At 36.8% G+C, this 21,045-nt stretch carries 23 protein-coding genes and 1 pseudogene; 19 read left to right on the forward strand and 5 right to left on the reverse strand.

Annotated features, from left to right (window positions below; all coding sequences use genetic code 11):
* Positions 1-100 precede the first annotated feature (100 nt).
* The 8 genes from ASE92_RS00260 (at position 101) to ASE92_RS00295 (ending at position 7,433) form a co-directional block, all read left to right on the forward strand.
* Positions 101-1,504: a tetratricopeptide repeat protein gene (locus tag ASE92_RS00260; protein ID WP_056848123.1), complete on the forward strand. Its 1,404-nt coding sequence runs from the start codon at positions 101-103 to the stop codon at positions 1,502-1,504.
* Positions 1,505-1,564: 60 nt separating this feature from the next.
* Positions 1,565-2,332 carry a phosphosulfolactate synthase gene (locus ASE92_RS00265; protein ID WP_056848124.1) on the forward strand — a complete coding sequence of 256 codons (768 nt, stop codon included), beginning with the start codon at positions 1,565-1,567 and terminating at the stop codon, positions 2,330-2,332.
* 84 nt (positions 2,333-2,416) lie between these two features.
* A complete protein-coding gene (locus tag ASE92_RS00270; RefSeq protein ID WP_056848125.1) occupies positions 2,417-3,160 on the forward strand; it encodes a shikimate dehydrogenase in 744 nt (247 codons plus the stop codon).
* 60 nt (positions 3,161-3,220) lie between these two features.
* A complete protein-coding gene (locus tag ASE92_RS00275; RefSeq protein ID WP_056848126.1) occupies positions 3,221-3,808 on the forward strand; it encodes a hypothetical protein in 588 nt (195 codons plus the stop codon).
* A 6-nt stretch (positions 3,809-3,814) separates the two neighbouring features.
* Complete coding sequence (locus ASE92_RS00280) at positions 3,815-5,116, forward strand: alpha/beta fold hydrolase (RefSeq protein ID WP_056848127.1); 1,302 nt, start codon at positions 3,815-3,817, stop codon at positions 5,114-5,116.
* On the forward strand, positions 5,113-5,751 hold the full coding sequence (locus ASE92_RS00285) for an MBL fold metallo-hydrolase (protein WP_056848128.1): 639 nt from the start codon (positions 5,113-5,115) through the stop codon (positions 5,749-5,751). Before ASE92_RS00280 ends, ASE92_RS00285 begins: the two co-directional genes overlap by 4 nt.
* Positions 5,752-5,821: 70 nt before the next feature.
* Positions 5,822-7,048 (forward strand): ABC transporter permease, encoded by a 1,227-nt coding sequence (locus tag ASE92_RS00290; protein ID WP_056848129.1) that lies wholly within the window; start codon positions 5,822-5,824, stop codon positions 7,046-7,048.
* 1 nt (position 7,049) lies between these two features.
* Positions 7,050-7,433, forward strand: coding sequence for a hypothetical protein (locus ASE92_RS00295; protein ID WP_056848130.1), 384 nt, complete (start codon positions 7,050-7,052; stop codon positions 7,431-7,433).
* Between the two features lie 6 nt (positions 7,434-7,439).
* Here the strand turns inward: ASE92_RS00295 and ASE92_RS00300 are convergent, their stop codons facing one another.
* The 4 genes from ASE92_RS00300 to ASE92_RS00315 all read right to left on the reverse strand — a co-directional run bounded on the left by ASE92_RS00300 (position 7,440) and on the right by ASE92_RS00315 (position 12,626).
* Complete coding sequence (locus ASE92_RS00300) at positions 7,440-7,811, reverse strand: glyoxalase/bleomycin resistance/extradiol dioxygenase family protein (RefSeq protein ID WP_056848131.1); 372 nt, start codon at positions 7,809-7,811, stop codon at positions 7,440-7,442.
* A gap of 202 nt (positions 7,812-8,013) precedes the next feature.
* Positions 8,014-9,681 (reverse strand): sodium/sugar symporter, encoded by a 1,668-nt coding sequence (locus tag ASE92_RS00305; RefSeq protein ID WP_056848132.1) that lies wholly within the window; start codon positions 9,679-9,681, stop codon positions 8,014-8,016.
* Between the two features lie 114 nt (positions 9,682-9,795).
* Positions 9,796-11,127 carry a xylose isomerase gene (gene xylA / locus ASE92_RS00310; RefSeq protein WP_056848133.1) on the reverse strand — a complete coding sequence of 444 codons (1,332 nt, stop codon included), beginning with the start codon at positions 11,125-11,127 and terminating at the stop codon, positions 9,796-9,798.
* A gap of 20 nt (positions 11,128-11,147) precedes the next feature.
* The gene (locus ASE92_RS00315) at positions 11,148-12,626 is read right to left on the reverse strand and encodes a xylulokinase (RefSeq protein ID WP_056848134.1); all 1,479 of its coding nucleotides are present in this window, start codon (positions 12,624-12,626) and stop codon (positions 11,148-11,150) included.
* 235 nt (positions 12,627-12,861) lie between these two features.
* On the opposite strand from ASE92_RS00315, the gene ASE92_RS00320 reads away from it, so the two are divergent.
* The 5 genes from ASE92_RS00320 (at position 12,862) to ASE92_RS00340 (ending at position 15,396) form a co-directional block, all read left to right on the forward strand.
* Positions 12,862-13,197, forward strand: a complete 336-nt coding sequence (locus ASE92_RS00320) for a tRNA-binding protein (RefSeq protein ID WP_056848135.1) — start codon at positions 12,862-12,864, stop codon at positions 13,195-13,197.
* Between the two features lie 159 nt (positions 13,198-13,356).
* Positions 13,357-13,824 (forward strand): nucleoside deaminase, encoded by a 468-nt coding sequence (locus ASE92_RS00325; RefSeq protein WP_056848136.1) that lies wholly within the window; start codon positions 13,357-13,359, stop codon positions 13,822-13,824.
* Positions 13,825-14,003: 179 nt separating this feature from the next.
* A complete protein-coding gene (locus ASE92_RS00330; RefSeq protein WP_056848137.1) occupies positions 14,004-14,612 on the forward strand; it encodes a superoxide dismutase in 609 nt (202 codons plus the stop codon).
* 95 nt (positions 14,613-14,707) lie between these two features.
* Positions 14,708-15,169: a hypothetical protein gene (locus tag ASE92_RS00335; RefSeq protein WP_056848138.1), complete on the forward strand. Its 462-nt coding sequence runs from the start codon at positions 14,708-14,710 to the stop codon at positions 15,167-15,169.
* A gap of 8 nt (positions 15,170-15,177) precedes the next feature.
* Complete coding sequence (locus ASE92_RS00340; protein WP_056848139.1) at positions 15,178-15,396, forward strand: hypothetical protein; 219 nt, start codon at positions 15,178-15,180, stop codon at positions 15,394-15,396.
* A gap of 15 nt (positions 15,397-15,411) precedes the next feature.
* Here the strand turns inward: ASE92_RS00340 and ASE92_RS00345 are convergent, their stop codons facing one another.
* Positions 15,412-15,891 carry a hypothetical protein gene (locus ASE92_RS00345; RefSeq protein ID WP_056848140.1) on the reverse strand — a complete coding sequence of 160 codons (480 nt, stop codon included), beginning with the start codon at positions 15,889-15,891 and terminating at the stop codon, positions 15,412-15,414.
* Between the two features lie 262 nt (positions 15,892-16,153).
* Between ASE92_RS00345 and ASE92_RS00350 the strand changes: the two are divergent.
* The 6 genes and pseudogenes from ASE92_RS00350 (at position 16,154) to nagA (ending at position 20,988) form a co-directional block, all read left to right on the forward strand.
* A pseudogene (locus ASE92_RS00350) lies at positions 16,154-16,497 on the forward strand (ORF6N domain-containing protein).
* 608 nt (positions 16,498-17,105) lie between these two features.
* Complete coding sequence (gene rplM, locus ASE92_RS00355; RefSeq protein WP_010602007.1) at positions 17,106-17,549, forward strand: 50S ribosomal protein L13; 444 nt, start codon at positions 17,106-17,108, stop codon at positions 17,547-17,549.
* A gap of 3 nt (positions 17,550-17,552) precedes the next feature.
* The gene (gene rpsI, locus ASE92_RS00360; RefSeq protein WP_055913282.1) at positions 17,553-17,939 is read left to right on the forward strand and encodes a 30S ribosomal protein S9; all 387 of its coding nucleotides are present in this window, start codon (positions 17,553-17,555) and stop codon (positions 17,937-17,939) included.
* Between the two features lie 18 nt (positions 17,940-17,957).
* On the forward strand, positions 17,958-18,818 hold the full coding sequence (gene rpsB, locus ASE92_RS00365) for a 30S ribosomal protein S2 (RefSeq protein ID WP_056848141.1): 861 nt from the start codon (positions 17,958-17,960) through the stop codon (positions 18,816-18,818).
* 97 nt (positions 18,819-18,915) lie between these two features.
* The gene (tsf, locus tag ASE92_RS00370) at positions 18,916-19,761 is read left to right on the forward strand and encodes a translation elongation factor Ts (RefSeq protein WP_056848142.1); all 846 of its coding nucleotides are present in this window, start codon (positions 18,916-18,918) and stop codon (positions 19,759-19,761) included.
* A 132-nt stretch (positions 19,762-19,893) separates the two neighbouring features.
* Positions 19,894-20,988, forward strand: coding sequence for an N-acetylglucosamine-6-phosphate deacetylase (nagA, locus tag ASE92_RS00375; RefSeq protein WP_056848143.1), 1,095 nt, complete (start codon positions 19,894-19,896; stop codon positions 20,986-20,988).
* Positions 20,989-21,045 lie beyond the last annotated feature (57 nt).

Genomic DNA, 21,045 nt, shown 5'->3' on the forward strand with positions numbered 1-21,045 from the left:
ATTTGATGTTAATAATTATTTATCAAATCGATAATTAAAATCAGTAAAATTATAATGTGTTTTTCTGCGAATTGGCACGGTTCTTTAATAGTTATTAAATATGGAAGAAGAATTTTTTTTTGAATCCAACGAAGACGCACAACGCTCTGTAGAACGTTATGAAGAAATGCTCCGCAACCAGGATCAGTATTTCTTCGATGCGGGTGCTTTCGAATATATTGTAGATTTTTACATCGAAAAAAACGATCCGGTTAAGGCTTTGCAGGTAGTTGAGTTTGCAATTAGCCAACATCCTTATGCAACCGTTTTTTTGATTAAACAGGCACACTTATACATTTTAACCAACAATAATGAGCAGGCATTTATCTCTTTACAGAAAGCCGAATTATTAGAGCCATCAGAACCTGATATTTATTTGCTTCGTGGTAATATTTTCCAAAATACCGAGCGTTTTAGCGAGGCTTTGGAAAACTACGAAAAAGCATTACTCCTTGCTGAAAGTACAGACGAAATTCTGTTGCAAATTGCATATGTACACCAGAGCATGGGCGATTATGAAAGTGCAATCACCTACATTAAGTTAAGTTTGGAGCAAAATATGGAAAACCAGGATGGCCTGTACGAGCTGGCTTTCTGTTATGATGTGCTTGATAAACAAGAAGAAAGCATTAAGTTTTATCAGCAGTACATTGATACCGATCCTTACTCTTATGCCGCCTGGTATAATTTGGGGAACAGTTTTCATAAACTAAACCTTTTTGAAAAAGCAATTGATGCTTATGATTATGCGATCTTAATTAAAGAAGATTTTAGTTCGGCTTATTTTAACAAAGGAAACGCATTAGTGCAGTTGGATAAATACGATGAGGCTATTGAAGTGTACAAGCAGACCTTTGAGTATGAGCAGCCCAACGCAGATACTTATTGTGCCATCGGAGAATGCTATGAAAAGCTCGAAAAGATGGATGAGGCCCGTTCTTATTACAAAAAATCGGTAAAAATGGATCCGAAAATGGCCGATGCCTGGTTCGGTATAGGGGTTACTTTAAACCATGAAGAGCGTTATTTCGAGTCGCTTCATTTTTATAAAAAAGCAATTGATTTGGAAGCTGAAAATGCCGATTTCTGGTTTGCAATGGCTGATGCCTATTACAAGCTCGGCCAAATAGAAGAATCGATAGTCGCTTACGAAAAGGTATTGGAATACAATCCACTTGATATTGAGGCGTGGTTGGATTTTAGTACAGTGCTTTATGAGCAGGGAAAATTGCTTGAGGCATCGGAAACAATGGCCGAAGCAATAAAAAATAATCCCGAAGCTGCAGAATTATATTACCGGATGGTGGCATATCTTTTTGCCATTGGAAATTATGCAGATGCACTAGGTTATCTGGAAACTGCTTTAACAACCGATCCTGATAAGCATTATATTTTGTTTGAATACTTGCCGCAGTTACAGGATAACAGCGCCATTATCAACGTGATAAACCGATATATCAGGTAACAGTCTTGTGAGAAAAATTTAACAAATAAATCTGAAAATTTTTTTCACTTTTGTACGCATATGAATTACCCATTATTAAACGTTCCTGAACGTCCGTCTAAACCTCGCCAAAGCGGCTATACAATGGTTATGGATAAGGGATTAAGCCTTCGTCAGGTAGAAGATTTTATAGAAGTTGCCGGCGTTTATACAGACATCGTAAAATTAGGTTGGGCTACATCACACGTTACACCAAACCTTAAAGAGAAATTAGCTTTATATAAAAGTGCAGGCATTCCAACTTATTTTGGTGGAACGCTTTTCGAAGCCTTTATTATTCGTAATCAATTTGAAGATTATCAGCGCATTTTAGACCAATATGGGATGGAATATGCAGAGGTTTCGGATGGATCAATCGAAATTGAACATGATTTGAAGTGCGGTTATATCAGGGAATTATCAAAACAGGTAACTGTAATTTCTGAAGTCGGAAGTAAAGATGCAGCAAAAATTTTCGCTCCATATAAATGGATTAAATTAATGCAGGCAGAAATTCAGGCGGGATCTTGGAAAGTAATTGCAGAGGCTCGCGAAGGCGGTAATGTTGGTATTTATCGCGGAAGTGGTGAAGTTAGGGAAGGTTTGGTTGATGAAATATTAACTCAAATTCCGGAAGAAACCATCATTTGGGAAGCACCACAAAAAGAACAACAGGTTTGGTTTATCAAATTAATCGGAACAAATGTAAACTTGGGCAATATCGCCCCGGCAGAAGTTATTCCTTTGGAAACTATTCGTTTAGGCTTGCGTGGAGATACTTTTGATTACTTCCTCAACCAAACTAAATAATCTATATCGTTACTATCAATCAAAAAGCAATCTTATTGAACGATCAATGGGTTGCTTTTTGATTAGCATAATGCATCATTGCTTATGAAAACCTACGGCTTAATTGGATTTCCATTATCCCATTCCTTTTCAAAAAAGTTTTTTACCGAAAAGTTTGCTAATGAAAAGATTGCCAATCATCAGTATGAACTTTTTCCCATAGAGGATATAAAATCTTTAGCTGACTTGCTCGCCGAAAATCAGTCGCTTTGCGGATTAAACGTTACTATACCTCACAAAGTTAGTGTATTGCCATTTTTAAATGAGATTGAAGAGGCTGCAGAAAAGATAGGAGCTGTAAATTGTATCTGTATTAAAAGATTTGCAGGCGAAACCTATTTAAAGGGTTTCAACACAGATGCCTATGGCTTTCAGAAATCACTGGAACCTCTTTTAACCAACCATCACCGTAAAGCATTAATTTTTGGCGATGGCGGTGCCGCAAAGGCCGTTAAGTATGTTTTGGAGAAATTAAGTATTGAATACAACATAGTGGTTCGCAAACCTGTTGAAGGCACAATTTTATATTCAGAAATTACGGCAGAGATTTTAAAGTCGCATAAATTGCTCATCAATACCACCCCCTTGGGCATGTCGCCAAATACAGATAGCTTTCCCGATATCGATTATACTCAACTTGGTACTGATCATTTGGCTTATGATCTGGTTTATAATCCTTTAGAAACTGCATTTTTGGCAAAAGCTGCGACACAGGGCGCTCAAATAAAGAACGGACTGGAAATGCTATACAAACAGGCAGAAAAAGCCTGGGCTATTTGGAATAAATAGTTTAACTTATCCCTGTTGTCAATTGTTTTTATCTAGGGAAGCAAAATATTCCAGAATGTTATGAAATTCAAACCCTTAATACTTATTGCATTCATTGTAGCCTTGGCCTGTTTTGCTTGTAAAAACAATGATTATAGTCCGAAACCAAAGGGCTACTTTCGGATTGAATTCCCAAAGAAAGCGTATACAGAATTTAACAAGCCTGTTCCCTATCAATTTAAATTTCCTGTCTACGCAACTCTGGAGAAGGATCAAAGTAGAGATGCTAGGGCGAATTGGTACAACTTACACTTTAAGCAATTTAATGGCTACCTGCACCTCACCTATTACGATGTTTCTGGTAAAGGGGAATACAACCAGATGGTTGAAGATGCCAGAAAATTGGCTTTTAAACATACCATTAAAGCGAGCGCCATCGATCAGCGAATCATCAATTATCCGAAACAAAAGGTCTACGGTATTTATTATGCCATAGAAGGTAATACCGCTTCATCTGTTCAGTTTTTTTTAACTGATAGCGCCAAACATTATTTCAGAGGCGCTCTATATTTTAACGAGCGACCACAATTTGATTCAATTGCACCGGTGGTGAAATTTATTAAGACGGATATCGACACCTTGATCTCTACGTTTAGATGGAAAAATTAAAACTTTATGCGTAGAATTTCTTTACTTGTTATAGGCTTATTCCTGATTACTCGAACTGCCTATTCACAATCAGATAGTACGCTGGTACAGGCCAATCAATTTTTCAACTTTTTTATTGGTGGAGATATAGAGAAAGCCTACCCTTATTTCGATAATGAGTTTCAGTCAAAAGTAAGTTTTGAACAAATTAAATCTTTGCGAAGGCAATTTCTAACGAGTTATGGCGATTTTAAATCAGTAATTAAAACAAGCCCTCACACTCAAAAGAATGTAAAATATGTACTTCTTACCGTTGCTTTTGATCGGGCAAAGCCAGTTTTCGCTTTAACAATAAATACTGAAAATAAAATAGCCGGACTTTTTACCACAGCAGAGAACTATATTACCAAATATACTGATCCCAATTATGTAAAAAAGGATAGTTATCTGGAAGAAAATATAGCTATAGAAACTGGAGAATTCAAATTACCAGGTTTGTTAACACGGCCAAAAGTAGGTGAAAATTATCCTGTTGTGGTATTAATTCATGGTTCTGGTCCTCAAAATATGGATGAGCAAACTGGCAACTTAAAACCATTTCGCGATTTGGCTTTAGGTTTGGCAGCAAAAGGAATTGCAACAATAAGGTATGATAAACGCACACGTATTTATGGCAAAAAATCGACTGCTGCTGGGCAAAATATTGGGGTGAAGGAGGAGGTAATCGATGATGCTACATCTGCAATTTTGTTCGCTCAGAAATTAAATAAAGTAAACCCAAAAAAGGTTGTTTTACTGGGACATAGTTTAGGCGCACAACTGGCCCCAGAAATTGCTTTAAACAATAAGTTATTGTCGGGAATTATAATGTTGGCAGCTCCTGCCCGAACGATTGGTGAAATGCTGAACGAACAATTTCGCTACTTAATAAAAGATTCTGCGGCACTGGCGCAAAACTTAAAACTGGCGGCAGAAATTGCTCATGCCGACACAATCAAGAACCAAAATAAAGTGCTTTTAGGGGCAAATGCAAGCTATTTTACTGAGCTTAATAAGCTTAATCAAGTTTTAACAGCGAAAAAATTAACGTTGCCTATATTGATCTTACAAGGTGAGCGAGATTATCAGGTTACCATAACAGATCTCAATATATGGAAAAAGGCAATTGGAAATTCCAAAAATGTAGTGATCAAGAGCTTTCCAAAGCTTAATCATTCTTTCACTGAGGGAGAGGGTGCGTTAAGTAGTCCAGCAGAGTATAATATTCCAGCAAATATTCCAGAATATGTTATTATTGATATCTCAAACTTTATTCACAGCAACCTATGATTACCGTAGAAACATTCACATTCAACGCTTACAGTGAAAACACCTATGTTCTTTATGATGAAACCAAAGAATGTGTGATCATCGATCCAGGCATGTACGAAGGTTATGAGCAAAATGAATTAACAGCCTTCATTAAGCAAGAAAATCTTAAACCAGTTTTGTTGTTAAATACACATTGTCATCTCGATCATGTATTTGGGAACAAGTTTGTATTTGACACCTATGGTTTAAAGCCAAAATTTCACAAAGGTGAACTGCAGGTGTTGGAAGCGGTGCCAAGTTATGCGCCATCTATGGGTTTTGGTAAATACGAAGTTTCGCCCTTACCAGATGAGTTTTTGCCTGAAACCGGAACCGTCGCTTTCGGAGATAGCACCTTAGCATTAATTTTTGCTCCGGGGCACTCGCCTGCACATTTATGTTTTTATAGCAAAGCTGATGCGGTTTTGATAGGTGGCGATGTATTATTTTATGGAAGCATAGGAAGAACAGATTTGCCCGGTGGAAATCATCAACAATTAATTCAAAACATTTCATCAAAACTTTTCGTTTTACCCGATGAAACTAAGGTTTACCCAGGACATGGTCCTGCAACAACTATTGGTTTCGAAAAACAACACAATCCTTTTTTTTAAAAATGCAGAATAGATTTATAGTCTCCTTTACTCTCTAAGCCTTCAATCTTTTAATCACTATCTTTACCAAGTGAATACAGCGCTATATATTGCCAAACGTTACTTGTTTGCGAAAAAGTCTACCAATGCCATTAACCTGATATCAGGCATATCAATGGTTGGTGTTATGGTGGGTAGCGCCGCTTTAATTATTATCCTTTCGGTTTTTAATGGTTTAGAAACGGTAGTGCTGGGTATGTTTGATACGATTACGCCTCAAATAGCCATTACACCGGCCAAGGGAAAAACCTTCGATCCAAATACGACTTATTTTAATGCATTAAAGAAAAGCAAAGATGTTTATGCTTTCTCAGAGGTATTACAAGAGAAAGCGCTTTTAAAATATAATGATAAACAGGCTGTGGGCTTGGTTAAAGGTGTAAGTGCCGATTACTTGAAAAACACAAAGTTGGATAGTACTATTCTGCAAGGGCGATTTGTTTTAGAGAATAAAAGTGGTTTTAATGGTGTAATTGGTTCTGCATTACAAAGTTATTTGGCAGTAAATACTTTGGATCCCTTTACGGAATTGGAAATTTATTCGCCCAAGAAAGATATTTCTGTAAACTCGTTAAATCCTACAGATGATTTTATTGCTAAAAGTATCCGCGTAAGTGGCGTATTTGAGGTACAGCAAGAGTTTGATAATGGCATTATTGTTCCCCTTGCTTTTGCTAGAGAACTACTTGATGAAAGTAAAAATGTTTCAGCCATCGAAATTGATTTCAGTCCGAATGTTGATGTAGATAGTTATAAAGATCAGATTGCTGAAAAGCTCGGAACTGCTTTTGTGGTAAAAAATAGGGCAGAACAAAATAGTTCTCTGCATCATATTTTCAATTCAGAAAAAAGTATGGTGTACATTATTTTAACATTTATTTTAATAATTGCTATATTTAATATTGTTGGCTCCCTAACCATGTTGGTTATAGATAAAGTAAAAGATATTGCTATTTTAAGTAGTTTAGGCGCAAGTAAAAAACTAATAAAACGTATCTTTTTACTGGAAGGAATGATGATCACCATGTCAGGCTGTGTATTTGGTCTTTTAGTTGGTATAGGCTTTTATTATGTTCAACATACATTTGGTCTAATCAAAATGGGTGAAGGAACTTTGGTCAATTCCTATCCTATCGCACTGAAGTGGAAAGACTTTATTTTAGTATTTATCACAGTAGGCACTTTTTCATTTTTGGCATCTGCTTTGTCATCAAATCTTAGTGTTAAAAGGATAGATCAGATTAATCAAAATATATAGGATGAGATTATTTAAACAAGCATTTGTATTTGTTGTGCTCCTTGGCGTAGCGGTTACCGCTTGTAATAGAACGGAAAAGGCTGATGGCGGAAAAAGTAAATTGAAGATTGTTAAAGGGCTCTATAGTTTTGGGCCTGAAATGAAATCTTTTACCCTTTGTGAAGATGGGAGAGAATATTGGGTTACAGATAGCGTTAAAAATTTAGAGCTCTCTTACAGCAACTTAGGTTTCGAAAAACCTTACGAGCCGGTATATGTGGAGCTGGAGGGATATGTTGCAAAATCTGATACCTCAACAGTTTCCGCAGATTTCGATTCTACTTTGGTAGTTACGAAGGTGATTAAAATTAGTAAGGAAATTCCCGATGGCCCTTGTGGACAATAATTTATCCTAATCTGGAACAGTAACCCACCATACATTTCCCCATTTATCTTCAAAGCCTGCACTTAAGCCATACTCTCTTCTGTCGGGTTCTTGTACTGATTTTGCTCCATAAGCAATCGCCTGATCATAAAATGCTATTGCCCGTGTAGAAAAAATAAACATACCTGCAGGGAATGATAAATAATTTTCATTCGCATTTGCGAACATGATTGTTCCCTTATCTATTACTGCTTCAGCATGCATCACCGTTCCATCTTCTCTTGGAACAATCAACCTGATGTCTGCATCAAATACATCCTTCAAAAAATCAATAAATCTTTCTGCATCCTTTACGACTAGGTAAGGCATAATTGGCTGATAATAATCTGGTGCTTTCATAGATATTAAAATTTATTTTGGCGTTTTAACACGCTTTCCGCTATATCCCCGATGAAAAATCGGGGGATGCCGCTGCAATCGTTAACGCGAAACCCAAAGCATTAATCGTTTACAAGCCAACATAAAGTTATCAATTTTCAATTAAACAAAAACGGCCTTCTGGTTTATCCAGAAGGCCGTTATCAAAATCAATATTTCACGTCTACCAGAAGATAGAATAAAGTGCTACTAATATTCCGCAAACCAGTAATGATCCAACCGCAAATCCTGGGTCAACCTTAAACATACTGCTATCTATTTCTAAACCATTTGATTTATCACCTTTTTTGTTTTCAATCATACTGATGGTAAACATCACAACAATACAGATTACAAATACAAAGCCCATTCTATCTAAGAAAGGAATTTCGTAAACGCCTTCTGCATTTGCTACAGAGAAACCAAAGTCATGCAAGAATGATAAATCCATCATTCCTGGTAAGAATTTTAATAATACTGATAAACCGAAACCGCCAATAGTAGCGAATAATGCTGCATTCGAGGTCGTTTTTTTCCAGAAGAAACCAAGAATAAACATGGCGAAAATACCAGGACTTACAAATCCTGTATATTCCTGAATAAACTCAAATCCACCTTTTTTATCGATACCCAGGAAAGGAGAAATTGCTACGGCAATAGCCATCGCGATAATTACAACCATTCTTCCTGTTCTCACCAAGGTCTTCTCAGAAGCTTCTTTTTTAATGTGTTTCTTGAAAATATCCAAGGTATAAATGGTAGAAATACTATTGATTTTACCAGCTAATGAAGCCACAATTGCTGCGGTCAAAGCCGCAAATGATAATCCTTTTAAGCCTGTAGGTAAAATGTTAAGCAGTGTTGGGTAGGCTCTATCAGGGCGAAGTTCTCCACCAGGCATCATCGAATTTACATCAATACCTGTTTTTTCCTGATACAACATATACACAGCAATACCTGGTAAAACAACGATTAATGGCATCAAAAGCTTTAAAAACGCGGCAAATAATATACCAGCTCTGGCTGTTTTTAAATCGGCACCTAAAGCACGTTGAGTGATGTACTGATTACAACCCCAGTAATTTAAGTTTACAATCCACATACCACCCAACAATACGGTCATGCCCGGTAAAGAAGCATAATTGGCACTGTCTTTTTTGAAAATCATGTGGAAGTGATCTGGTGCTTTTTCTCTCAAAAATGCTAAACCATCTAAAACGCCATCGCCACCAAAGTGATCGCTAACCAGATTTAGTGCTAAATACGTTGTAGCTAAACCACCAAAAATCAAAAATGCCACTTGAATAACATCGGTATAACCGATAACCTTCATCCCACCTAAAGCGATAATAACAGCAAAGACAGCTAAACCTGTCATACAATACCAGAAACCTATACCAGATATGCTACTTACGGCTAATGCGCCAAGATAAAGGATAGAAGTTAAGTTTACTACCACATATAATAACAACCAAAACACCGCCATAATCATGGCAACGGTACCATTGTATCGCTGACTTAAGAATTGCGGCATGGTGTAAATCTTGTTTTTAAGATATACCGGGATAAAAAATGTTGCTACAATAACCAGCGTTGCAGCAGCCATCCACTCGTAGGTAGAAATGGCCAGCCCCATTTTAAATCCATCCCCACTCATGGCCACAAATTGCTCTGCACTAATGTTAGAGGCAATTAGCGACGTTCCAATTGCCCACCATGTAAGCGATCCTTCCGCAAGGAAATAATCCTTACTGCTCATTTGAGCTTGTTTTTTACGGTGGTAAATCCAGAAACCATAAATTGCTACAAGCGCAAAATAGGCTAGAAAAATAATGTAATCTGTTACTTTCATTTAAGATAAGTTATTTGGTTTAGAAGGCTAAATGTAATAAAATCATAAATTAAATTTCAATTTATTTGATTTAAAAATGTTATTAAGACATTTATTATTTCTATTCGCAGGATTTTATATATATCTGTTGATTAAATTTTCTAGATATTCTTGTTTGCCACTGCGTATTTCAGGCTCTCCATTTTCGGCAGCGTAGTTTCGTAAATCTTCTAAACTTAACTTTCCTTGTTCAAATTCTGCACCTTGTCCACTATCGAATGAAGCATAACGTTCTGCTCTCACCTTTTTGTAATCTGATTTTTGAAGAATGGCATCAGCGGTAATTAAGGCTCTGGCAAAAATATCCATTCCCCCAACATGTGCATAAAATAAATCTTTTGCATCAGTAGAGTTGCGGCGAATTTTAGCATCGAAATTCACGCCGCCACCTTTGAAACCGCCACCTTCTAAAATAACCAGCATCGATTCAGTTAATTCATTAATGTCGTTCGGAAACTGATCCGTATCCCATCCATTTTGGTAATCGCCTCGGTTGGCATCAATAGAGCCCAATAAGCCATTATCTACTGCAACCTGTAACTCATGCTGAAAAGTATGTCCAGCCAAAGTAGCATGGTTGACTTCCAGGTTTAATTTAAAATCTTTTAACAAATCATATTCCTGCAAAAAGCCTTTAACGGTTGCAGCGTCATAATCATATTGGTGTTTAGATGGCTCGCATGGCTTAGGCTCGATGAAGAAAGTTCCTTTAAAACCTTGTTTGCGGGCATAATCTTTTGCGGTGTGTAAAAACTTAGCCAAATGTTCCTGCTCACGTTTCATATTAGTGTTAAGCAAGCTCATATAGCCTTCTCTACCACCCCAAAAAACATAGTTTTCGCCGCCTAGTGCAATTGTAGCATCTAAAGCTGCTTTAACTTGTGCAGCGCCATGCGCCAATACATGAAAATCTGGATTGGTTGAAGCGCCGTTCATGTAACGTTTGTGGCTGAACAAATTGGCTGTTCCCCATAGCAATTTTACACCACTATCTGCTTGTTTCTGTTTTGCATAGTCAACTAAAGCTTGTAATCTGCGCTCATTTTCTGCAACGTTATCACCATAATCAACCACATCCACATCGTGGAAACAATAGTAAGGCAATTGCATTTTAGTAATAAACTCAAACGCTGCATCCATTTTGTCTTTCGCTCTTTCTACAGCATCACTCTTTTCATCCCAAGGAAATACATGTGTTGCGCCACCGAATGGGTCAGCTCCATTTCCGTTAAACGAATGCCAGTAGGCACAGGCAAATTTGAAGTGCTCGTTCATGGTTTTGCCAGCCACAATCTTATTTGCGTCATACCATCTAAAGGCTAATGGATTATCGCTTTCTAATCCTTCGAACTGAATTTGATCGATGCCTTTGAAAAATTCTTTTGATCCTGCTACTACTTTTGTCATTGTGATCTTTTTATGTGATTCTACTTTAATGCTTTAATTAATATTTCTTTCCATTCCTGATAAATGGGTTCATATTCTTCCGAATTTTTTGGAGTTAAAGTTTTAATCACTTCGTGTTGGGTGAAGGCTTCTTCTGCAGTTTTGAAAATCCCCGCACCTATGCCGGCTCCCAATGCCGCCCCAACACTGCCATCGTTTTCATAAAGTTCTACGGCTACTCCCGTAACATCAACAAAGGTTTGTGCAAAAACATCGCTTAAAAAAAGGTTTGCCCGCCCTGCTCTGATTACTTTTGGGGGCATTCCGTTTTCTCGCATGATATCCAGCCCATACCTAAAAGAAAAAGCGATGCCTTCTTGAACTGCCCGAAAAATATCGGATAGATTGTGAGTATTTAAATCGACACCTAAGAGTTGGGCACCAGTATATTTGTTGTTTAACATACGTTCAGCGCCATTTCCGAAGGGTAAAACTTTTAATCCCTTACTCCCGATGGGTGCCTGACTGGCCAGACTATTTAATTCCTGATAAGTTGATTTTGGCGCAAAAGTGTGTTTCGCCCAGCGGTACATGCTTCCTGTTCCATTGATACAAAGCAAAACACCTGTATTTTTTTCTGATGAAGAATAGGTTACATGGGCGAACGTATTTACACGAGATTGTTTATCATAGGTTAAGCTATCGCTCACACCATAAATTACGCCTGATGTTCCGGCTGTTGCCGCTACTTCTCCAGGATTTAGCACATTCAACGAAAGCGCATTGTTGGGCTGATCTCCAGATTTATAAGACACAGGAATTCCTGGCGTTAGTCCTAGTAGCCTTGCGATACCTTCCTTTAAAAAGCCGTGAGAAGAAAAAAGTTGATTTACCTTTGGGATGATGCTTTCATCCAATCCATAACATTCCATCACATTTTTTGAAATTTCATGTTTCTGGAAATCCCAAAAAATACCTTCTGATAAAGCTGATATGCTAGTAGTTATATCTCCAGTCAGTTTCATTCCAATGAAATCTCCTGGCAACATTATTTTATCAATTTTTTGATAAATATCAGGTTCGTTTTCTTTTACCCAGGCTAATTTTGACGCGGTAAAATTTCCAGGAGAATTTAGCAAACTACTCAAAGCCTTTTCATGTCCGATTTTGTCAAAAGCCTTTTTGCCAATTTCAACCGCCCTGCTATCACACCAGATAATACTATCACGCAAAACATTTTGATCTTGATCTACCACAACTAAGCCATGCATTTGATAGGCAATGCCAATAGCTGCAATATTTTTAGGATCGAATAACTTGGTCGCATTTAGTTTTAAAATCGCTTGCTGCGTATTGTGCCACCAATCTAATGGGGATTGTTCAGCCCACCCGGGTTTAACCGATTTTATCTCTGTTTCTTGTTCAGGATATTGTGCTGTTGCCACACATTTTTGACTAGCCACCTCTACAACTGCAACTTTTATAGACGAAGTGCCTAAATCAATACCTAATAAATACATTTGTTTTGATTAAATTAATATTTGGTTATGCAAACGGTTGCATAAAGATAGTTGTTAAATTATAATTCGCAAATTATTTCCAAAAATCTACCCAAAACAATTTTTAAAGTAGGGAAAGGTTATGCATATTTAATAGATGTCGATCTAACCGTTTGAATTTGCTGTAATTTTTTATCCCAAACTGATATTATACAGTATTTATTAATTTAGCAGACTAAAGCAAAAAACTAAACTTATGGAAGAAATCACTTGGGATGATTTTGAAAAGGTCGATTTGAGAGTTGGAACGGTATTGGAAGCGCTTGAGTTTCCAGAAGCACGCAGGCCAGCCTACAAATTGAGAGTAGATTTTGGAGAACTAGGTATAAAAACCAGTAGCGCACAAATTACTAAACATTATACCTTAGATGAATTATTGGGAAAGCAAATTGTAGGAGTCATAAATTTTCCAAAGAAACAGATTGGTAAGTTTATGTCTGAATTTTTAGTAACGGGTTTCGCCGATGAAAATGGGGATATTGTTTTAACAGCTGTTGATAAAAAGGTTCCGAATGGGAGTAAATTGATTTAATTCTTTAATTATTTGCCCGCAGATTTGAGATGATAAACAACGTTGATTTTCACAGATAATTAATACATATTGAGGTTTAACCAGATCAGCGATTCTTTTCTGCGACATCTGCGGGGAGGTTGGCCTTATATGAACATCAAGAATAGACTATATTTGCATATGAGTTTTTATAATTTTGAAGAAACCAACCCAGGAGCAGAAGATATTCACTACATGAAATTGGCTTTGGAGGAAGCTAAAAAGGCGTTGGCCGAAGATGAAATCCCGATTGGTGCCATTGTGGTGAGCAAAAACCGAATCATTGGAAGGGGTTATAATTTAACCGAAAAGTTTAACGATGTAACTGCGCATGCCGAAATGCAGGCTTTTACATCGGCGGCTCAAACCCTGGGTGGCAAATACCTTAGGGATTGTACTTTATACGTTACCATCGAGCCTTGCGTAATGTGTGCTGGCGCAAGTTATTGGACCCAAATCAGCAGAATTGTATACGGAGCCAGGGAAGAAAAGCGTGGTTTCATTTCAAAGAATGCAAATTTACTGCATCCTAAAACTGAACTCAAAGGTGGCGTTCTGGCAGATGAGGCAGCAATTTTAATGAAGGATTTCTTTATTAAAAAGCGATAGTTAAAAATTTAGAGTTTATTAAATTTGATAATCGAGTAACTCCCAAAGCTTAAATCCTTCCAATTTCTTTCATCATGAATCGAAAGGAAAACGATTTGATGATATTTACATGAACAAATCTTAACCTACTAATGTTATATTTGCTACAGAAACATTTTAAAATCTAAAAACATAATACTATGGCTTTTGAATTACCTGCGTTACCGTACGCAACCGACGCATTAGAACCGCATATTGATAAAACTACCATGGAAATTCACCATGATAAACATCATCAAGCTTATGTTACCAACTTAAATAAAGCTGTTGAAGGTAAGCCTGAGGCAAGTTTAAGTATTGAAGAAATTATTAAAAACATTTCAAAATATCCTGCAGCAGTAAGAAACAATGGCGGTGGTCATTATAATCATTCATTATTTTGGAAAGTTTTAGGTCCGAATAAAGGTGGCGAGCCAACTGGCGATTTAGCTAAAGCAATCAATGATACATTTGGTTCATTTGCTGAACTGAAAACTAAATTGCAAGATGCTGGAGCAACTCGTTTCGGTTCTGGTTGGGCTTGGTTATCAGTTGGTGCTGATAAAAAACTTCAAGTTTCTTCTACGCCAAATCAAGACAACCCTTTAATGGATGTTGCTGAAGTAAAAGGTACGCCAATTTTCGGTATCGATGTTTGGGAGCACGCTTATTATTTAAAATATCAAAACAAGCGTCCTGATTATTTAGCGGCTATTTGGAATGCTGTTAATTGGGATGCTGTTGCTGAACTTTATAAAAAAGCTTTATAGGCTTCCACCTATATAAATTTTGAAAGTCTCGATATAAATCGAGACTTTCTTGTTTTAAGATAAATAAGTAACTTCGCCATTGTAAAATATTCAAAATGAAGAAGATTATATTTTTATTTTTTTTAGTGATTGGGATGGTAGGTTTGGCAAATGCACAGCAGAATAAGATGCCAACACCCGATGATATTGCGAAGAAAAATGTGGAGGATTTGGATAAAAGATTGAAGCTGAATGATACTCAAAAGAGTGTGATTTATCGCTTTACCTATAATCAGGCTAAAGAACAAGCTGATTTAATTAAAAGACAACAAGCTGGCAACTCCAGAGATGAGGATGTAGATAAATTCTATAAACTACAGAATGAAACTTCGAAAAATATCCGTAACGTGTTAAAAGGCGAACAGCAAACCGAATACGATAAAGTTATCGAAGAGCGCTTGAGCGGTAAAGCGAATAAAGATAAAAAGAAGAAAAAGAAAAAAGGCGAAGAAGAAGAGGTTGAAAGCGATATCAAAGGATTACTTTCTGCACCCCCGCTTGATCCACAGAAACAATAAACTAAGCTATGCCTGAAATTATCGTAGGCACAATTGTACTTGGATTATTGTTGTCGCCACAACTGCTAGCCGGTTTTTTAGCCAAAAGAACCGGTCGAAATTTCTGGTTTTGGTTTTCGATATCATTTTTAATACCGATTATTTCATTGATTATCCTGATTTGTTTAGAGGATAAGAATCCGAATAGTGCTGGCTATAAGCTGGCAGATCATATTGGGAAAGATTAAAAAGAGTTCAAGGTTTTAATGTTCGTTAAATTGATACTCACCTTCATTCGGTAATATTGAATTAAGTTGCGCTAAGTCTCCTTCTACAAAATATTTCACAATTTGAGCTAAATCCTTCACAAGCACGACATCTGCATGTCTAGCTTTCCAAACTTTCTTCTCTATTTTGCCGGTAATTAATTTAGTAAACCAACCGTTTTTCTCAAGATGATACCAAGAAAAGGTTACAAGTAGGCTTAAATTTTCCTCATGCAGTTTCCTTTCATCTATATAATTGGAGGAAACATTAAGGTTTCTCATATTAACCTCATCGGATAGATCCAAATACCAATAATCTTCATAATTGATATGCTCATTGCTGCGGTAAGCGTGATAATAACTCTTCCACTCTTGTAGCCAATCAATGTTCTTGCAAAAATTTTGTATATCAAAACTACTACGGTTTAGCAGTTCAGTTTTCTTGCCTAATGAAGATAAAAATTCGATGTTGAACATAAGTTAAAATAGAAAACGTTTATTAGATGCTGCAATGTAAAGAAGAATTTCTAATTTTTGTTTTCCATTAGGATTTTCAAGCAAAGTAAGAGCATAATTAATTTTAATTTCTTTACGGCTGAACATTGCTCGCTTAATAACCAAATCGATTTTGTATCTTTAATTTAAACCCAATAATGATATGACAGCTAAACAAACGTTCTCTATCATCCCTGAAGATACTTTACTAAACAAAATTTATGAAATACGTGGGCATAAAGTTATGCTCGATAGTGATTTGGCAGAACTCTATGGAGTTGAAACCAGGATTTCAAATCAAGCAATTAAAAGAAATATCGAACGATTTCCTGAGGATTTTATGTTTCAATTAACGAAAGAGAATGGAGTTCTTTGATATCACAAATTGTGACATCAAAGACAGGTAGAGGTAGGACGAGAAAACTTCCTTTTGCTTTTACTGAACATGGTGTACTGATGCTTTCAAGTGTTCTAAATAGCCAACAGGCTATTCAGGTAAATATTCAAATTGTAAGGATTTTTACGAGACTGAGAAATTTACTTATTGAACATACAGAGCTTCAACTTGAAATTGCTGATATTAAATAGCATCTCCAAAATTATGACAAAAATATAGAAATGGTGTTTTCTTATTTAGATAAGCTAATTGATAAGAAAATTGGGCCAAGAAAAAGGATTGGCTTTATGCCTGATGATTTGTAGGTTTCTGCTGTTGAATGGTTAATGGGATTATAAGCTAATATTGTGTAAACGGGATGAAAGCGGTATTCTTTTAAATTAGCAGCGACTTTGTTCACGCTGTCTTGCTGAGGCACGAAGCATCTGCAGCCGATGAAACAGATGCTTCACGCCTCAGCAGCACAAGATTGATTTGAAATTGGACACAAAGCCCGACCAAACCTTGTCGAAGAACCACTGGTTTTGCTTTCCAGATATCTTTCATAAAATTGCCAGATCGACATGATATTTACAGCAGATGATCGCACAATTAAATACAAATTATTAAGATGCTGGACTAAATTCAGCAGGACTACTTCCTGATGTTATACAGCTACTGCACTCAGACTTTCAACTTTTAACTTATAACATTCAACTTTTTTCTCTTCAACTATTTGATAATAAAAGTTTTCTATCTATCTTTGCAGTCCCAAATTTAATGGGAATAATAAATTGTTTAATAAATTAAATACAAGCAAGTGAATACGTTAAGTTACAAAACTGTCTCTGCCAATGCGAAAACTGTTAACAAACAGTGGATTGTTGTTGATGCACAAGGCGAGATTTTGGGGCGCTTGTCATCGAAGATCGCTATGATCATCCGTGGTAAAAACAAGCCTGAGTACACCCCACACGTAGACTGCGGAGATAATGTTATTGTTATCAATGCAGACAAGGTTAAATTGACAGGAAACAAATTCAGCGAAAAGCAATATGTTTCTTATACTGGTTATCCAGGTGGTCAGCGTTTTATTTCTCCTAAGGAGTTAATGGCGAAACACCCTCAACGTGTAATCGAGAAAGCGGTACGTGGTATGTTACCGAAAACTAAATTGGGTAAAAAACTTTACACCAATCTTTTTGTGTATGCTGGTGAAACTCACCCTCATGCAGCTCAATCTCCAAAAACCATTAAACTTTAAGAAATGTCAGTTACTAACACTTCAGGAAGAAGAAAAACAGCTGTTGCACGTATCTACTTAAAAGATGGTGCTGGAGCAATTACCGTTAACGGTAAAGATCACAAAGTTTATTTCCCAACTTTACCTTTGCAATATATCGTAAACCAAAGTTTAGAAGTTTCTGAGCTTACTGGCCGTTACGATATCACTGTAAACGTACAGGGTGGTGGAGTAAAAGGACAAGCAGAAGCTGTTCGTTTAGCTATTGCTAAAGCGATTGTTGAACTAGATGCGGAGAAAAAACCTGCATTACGTGCTAAAGGCCTAATGACGCGTGATATGCGTATGGTTGAGCGTAAAAAACCAGGACGTGCTAAAGCTCGTAAGAAATTCCAATTCAGTAAACGTTAATCACAGGAGGCAAGAACAATGGCAAGAACAACTTATCAAGACTTATTGGATGCAGGTGTACACTTTGGTCACCTTACCCGTAAATGGAATCCAAAAATGGCTCCTTACATTTTCATGGAGCGTAATGGAATTCACATTATAGATTTAAATAAAACTTTAACTAAAACTGAAGAAGCTGCGGCTGCGATTAAGCAAATCGTAAAATCAGGACGTAAAGTATTATTTGTTTCAACAAAAAAACAAGCAAAAGGAATCGTAGCTGAGCAAGCTAAAAAAGTAAACATGCCTTTCGTAACCGAGCGTTGGTTAGGTGGTATGTTAACTAACTTCGCTACCGTGCGTAAGTCAATTAAAAAGATGGTTACCATCGATAAAATGACTAAAGACGGTACTTATTCGATTCTTTCTAAAAAAGAGCGTTTGATGATTCAACGTGAGCGTATTAAATTAGAATCACTTTTAGGTGGTATTGCTGATTTAAACCGTTTACCTGCAGCTTTATTCTTAATTGATGTTAAGAAAGAACACATCGCAGTAACTGAAGCATTAAAATTAAACATCCCAACTTTTGCGATGGTTGACACGAACTCGGATCCTTCTAACATCGATTTCCCTATTCCAGCGAATGATGATGCTACGAAATCAATTTCTTTAATTACTGATGTAATTATCAAAGCTATTGAAGAAGGTTTAGATGAGCGCAAACGCGAAAAAGATGATGAAGCTGAAAAAGAAGCAGTAGCAGCGAAAGTTGCAGCTGATGCTCCTGAAGCAAAAGAGCCTAGAGCAGCTGGTGAAAAAAGACCAACTACTAAAAAGGTAACTGCTGAAGCAGAAACTGAAGCACCTTCATCAGAAGAAACTAAAACAGAAGAATAATTAAGTTATAAGTTATAGGTTATAAGTTGTAGGTATATCCCCGCAACCTGTAACCTGTAACTTTTAACATTTTAAGGAACTTATAAAATTTTTAAACATGTCTACAGTACAAATTACTGCCGCTGATGTAAATAAACTACGCCAACAAACTGGCGCTGGTATGATGGATTGCAAAAAAGCTTTAGTAGAAGCTAATGGCGATTTCGAAGCAGCTGTTGATTTATTGCGTAAAAAAGGTCAAAAAGTATCTGCCGCTCGTTCTGGTAATGCTACTTCTGAAGGTTTGGTATCAATCGCTGTTTCAGCGGATGGTACAAATGGTAAATTAGTTGCTTTAGCTTGCGAAACTGAACCAGTTTCTAAAGTTGAAGATTTCCGTAATCTTGCTCAGGCTGTTTTAGCTGCAGCAGTTGCGAACAATCCTGCTACTGCAGAGGAGTTAGAAGCAATTAAATTAGAAGACGGACGTACAGTTGCAGAAACTATTACTGAACTTACTGGTAAAATTGGCGAGAAAATCGTTATCCAAGAGTATGCAAATGTAACAGGCGAGAAAATCGTTTCTTATATTCACTCTAACGGTAAAATGGGTGTTTTGGTAGTATTCCAGGGTGCTAATGGTGCTGATATCACTGAAGCTGGTAAAGATGTTGCAATGCAAATTGCTGCAATGAATCCAGTTGCTGTTGATAAAGACGGTGTTGATCCTGCAACTATTGAGCGTGAAATCGAAATTGCTAAAGACGTAATTCGTCAAGAAGGTAAACCAGAAGAAATGGTTGAGAAAATCGCTGCTGGTAAATTGAACAAATTCTACAAAGACAGTACTTTATTAAACCAGGAGTTTGTTAAAGACGGCTCAATGGATGTTCGGAAATTCTTAGACAATACGGCTAAAGGATTAACAGTAACAGAATTCAAACGCGTTCAATTAGGTGCGTAAGCATTTATAAACAATATTTCGAAAGTCCCGATGAAAATCGGGACTTTTTTGGTTTTTGTGTTTTTTCAGCGCCGACAAACTAATGTTTATTAATTTGGAGTATAGCAACTTCATCCCTTTAACACAAATCTTATGCTAAAAATTTCTAATGTAAACTTTTATCAGGATCACATTCTGTTGGAAGATAAAACGCTAAATATTTTGAATGGGAAAATCATTTCCATTCAAAATAGTGAGGTAAACCAATGTGATGATTTAATTCTTTTGCCAGGCTTAATAGATCTTCAAATCTATGGTGCCGGAGGAAAACTGTTTTCAGCAGAGCCGACAATAGAAGCACTCCAGATAATGGAAGACGATTTGCTCAAAAAAGGCACCACGGGTTTCTTGGCCTGTATGGCGACCAATACCGCGGAAGTATTTAATGCTTGCATCGCGACAGCAAAAGAATATCGTTCATCAGCAAGAAATTTTTTAGGCTTACACTTAGAAGGCCCATTTTTAAACCCGAATCGTTTGGGTGCCCATGTTCCGGAGTTTGTACGTAAAGCTACCTTGGATGAGATTAAAGAATTATTAGACTTTGGGGATGGAGTAATTAAAATGATGACTATTGCACCCGAATGCAATGATGATAAAGTGATTAATTATTTAATTGATAATGGCGTCTTGATATCTTTAGGTCACAGCAATGCGACTTTTGAACAAGCAACTGTCGCGTACAATATGGGCATACCCACTACTACACACTTATTTAATGCTATGAGTCCTATCCATCATCGCGAGCCGGGCATACCAACGGCATTATTCAATCACAGTAAAGCTATGTCTAGCATTATTGTAGATGGGCAGCATGTAGATTTTGAGGTAGTTAAATTTGCAAAGAAGCTACTTCAAGAAAGATTGTTCTTAATTACCGATGCTGTAACGGAATGTAATCAGGGTCCGTATCAGCATATCAAAAAAGGCGAGAAGTTTGTAATGCCAGACGGAACGCTTTCAGGCTCTTCTTTAACCATGCTTCAAGCAATCAAAAACTGCGTTAAATACTGTGAAATTGCCTTAAGCGAGGCGATAAATATGGCTACAGTTTATCCGGCAAAGTTAATTGGAATTGAAACCCTGATTGGCAAAATAGAAAGCGGTAGCGATGCAAATCTGGTTATTGTTGATAAAGATTTGAATCTAAAACGAGTAATTTTCCAGGGAGAAGAAGTTTCAATCTAAATAATTACATCAATTATTAGAAACAATTGCTTGGTATTAAAAAATTGTTGATATTTT

This window comes from Pedobacter sp. Leaf41 (assembly GCF_001422545.1).
Taxonomy (GTDB): domain Bacteria; phylum Bacteroidota; class Bacteroidia; order Sphingobacteriales; family Sphingobacteriaceae; genus Pedobacter.

Excerpts from the sequence above, each read along its gene's own strand:
- ASE92_RS00260 (WP_056848123.1), top strand. The coding sequence starts at position 101 with ATGGAAGAAGAATTTTTTTTTGAATCCAACGAAGACGCACAACGCTCT.
- ASE92_RS00265 (WP_056848124.1), top strand. The coding sequence starts at position 1,565 with ATGAATTACCCATTATTAAACGTTCCTGAACGTCCGTCTAAACCTCGC.
- ASE92_RS00270 (WP_056848125.1), top strand. The coding sequence starts at position 2,417 with ATGAAAACCTACGGCTTAATTGGATTTCCATTATCCCATTCCTTTTCA.
- ASE92_RS00275 (WP_056848126.1), top strand. The coding sequence starts at position 3,221 with ATGAAATTCAAACCCTTAATACTTATTGCATTCATTGTAGCCTTGGCC.
- ASE92_RS00280 (WP_056848127.1), top strand. The coding sequence starts at position 3,815 with ATGCGTAGAATTTCTTTACTTGTTATAGGCTTATTCCTGATTACTCGA.
- ASE92_RS00285 (WP_056848128.1), top strand. The coding sequence starts at position 5,113 with ATGATTACCGTAGAAACATTCACATTCAACGCTTACAGTGAAAACACC.
- ASE92_RS00295 (WP_056848130.1), top strand. The coding sequence starts at position 7,050 with ATGAGATTATTTAAACAAGCATTTGTATTTGTTGTGCTCCTTGGCGTA.
- ASE92_RS00300 (WP_056848131.1), bottom strand. The coding sequence starts at position 7,811 with ATGAAAGCACCAGATTATTATCAGCCAATTATGCCTTACCTAGTCGTA.
- ASE92_RS00305 (WP_056848132.1), bottom strand. The coding sequence starts at position 9,681 with ATGAAAGTAACAGATTACATTATTTTTCTAGCCTATTTTGCGCTTGTA.
- xylA (WP_056848133.1), bottom strand. The coding sequence starts at position 11,127 with ATGACAAAAGTAGTAGCAGGATCAAAAGAATTTTTCAAAGGCATCGAT.
- ASE92_RS00315 (WP_056848134.1), bottom strand. The coding sequence starts at position 12,626 with ATGTATTTATTAGGTATTGATTTAGGCACTTCGTCTATAAAAGTTGCA.
- ASE92_RS00320 (WP_056848135.1), top strand. The coding sequence starts at position 12,862 with ATGGAAGAAATCACTTGGGATGATTTTGAAAAGGTCGATTTGAGAGTT.
- ASE92_RS00325 (WP_056848136.1), top strand. The coding sequence starts at position 13,357 with ATGAGTTTTTATAATTTTGAAGAAACCAACCCAGGAGCAGAAGATATT.
- ASE92_RS00330 (WP_056848137.1), top strand. The coding sequence starts at position 14,004 with ATGGCTTTTGAATTACCTGCGTTACCGTACGCAACCGACGCATTAGAA.
- ASE92_RS00335 (WP_056848138.1), top strand. The coding sequence starts at position 14,708 with ATGAAGAAGATTATATTTTTATTTTTTTTAGTGATTGGGATGGTAGGT.
- ASE92_RS00340 (WP_056848139.1), top strand. The coding sequence starts at position 15,178 with ATGCCTGAAATTATCGTAGGCACAATTGTACTTGGATTATTGTTGTCG.
- ASE92_RS00345 (WP_056848140.1), bottom strand. The coding sequence starts at position 15,891 with ATGTTCAACATCGAATTTTTATCTTCATTAGGCAAGAAAACTGAACTG.
- rpsI (WP_055913282.1), top strand. The coding sequence starts at position 17,553 with ATGTCAGTTACTAACACTTCAGGAAGAAGAAAAACAGCTGTTGCACGT.
- rpsB (WP_056848141.1), top strand. The coding sequence starts at position 17,958 with ATGGCAAGAACAACTTATCAAGACTTATTGGATGCAGGTGTACACTTT.
- tsf (WP_056848142.1), top strand. The coding sequence starts at position 18,916 with ATGTCTACAGTACAAATTACTGCCGCTGATGTAAATAAACTACGCCAA.
- nagA (WP_056848143.1), top strand. The coding sequence starts at position 19,894 with ATGCTAAAAATTTCTAATGTAAACTTTTATCAGGATCACATTCTGTTG.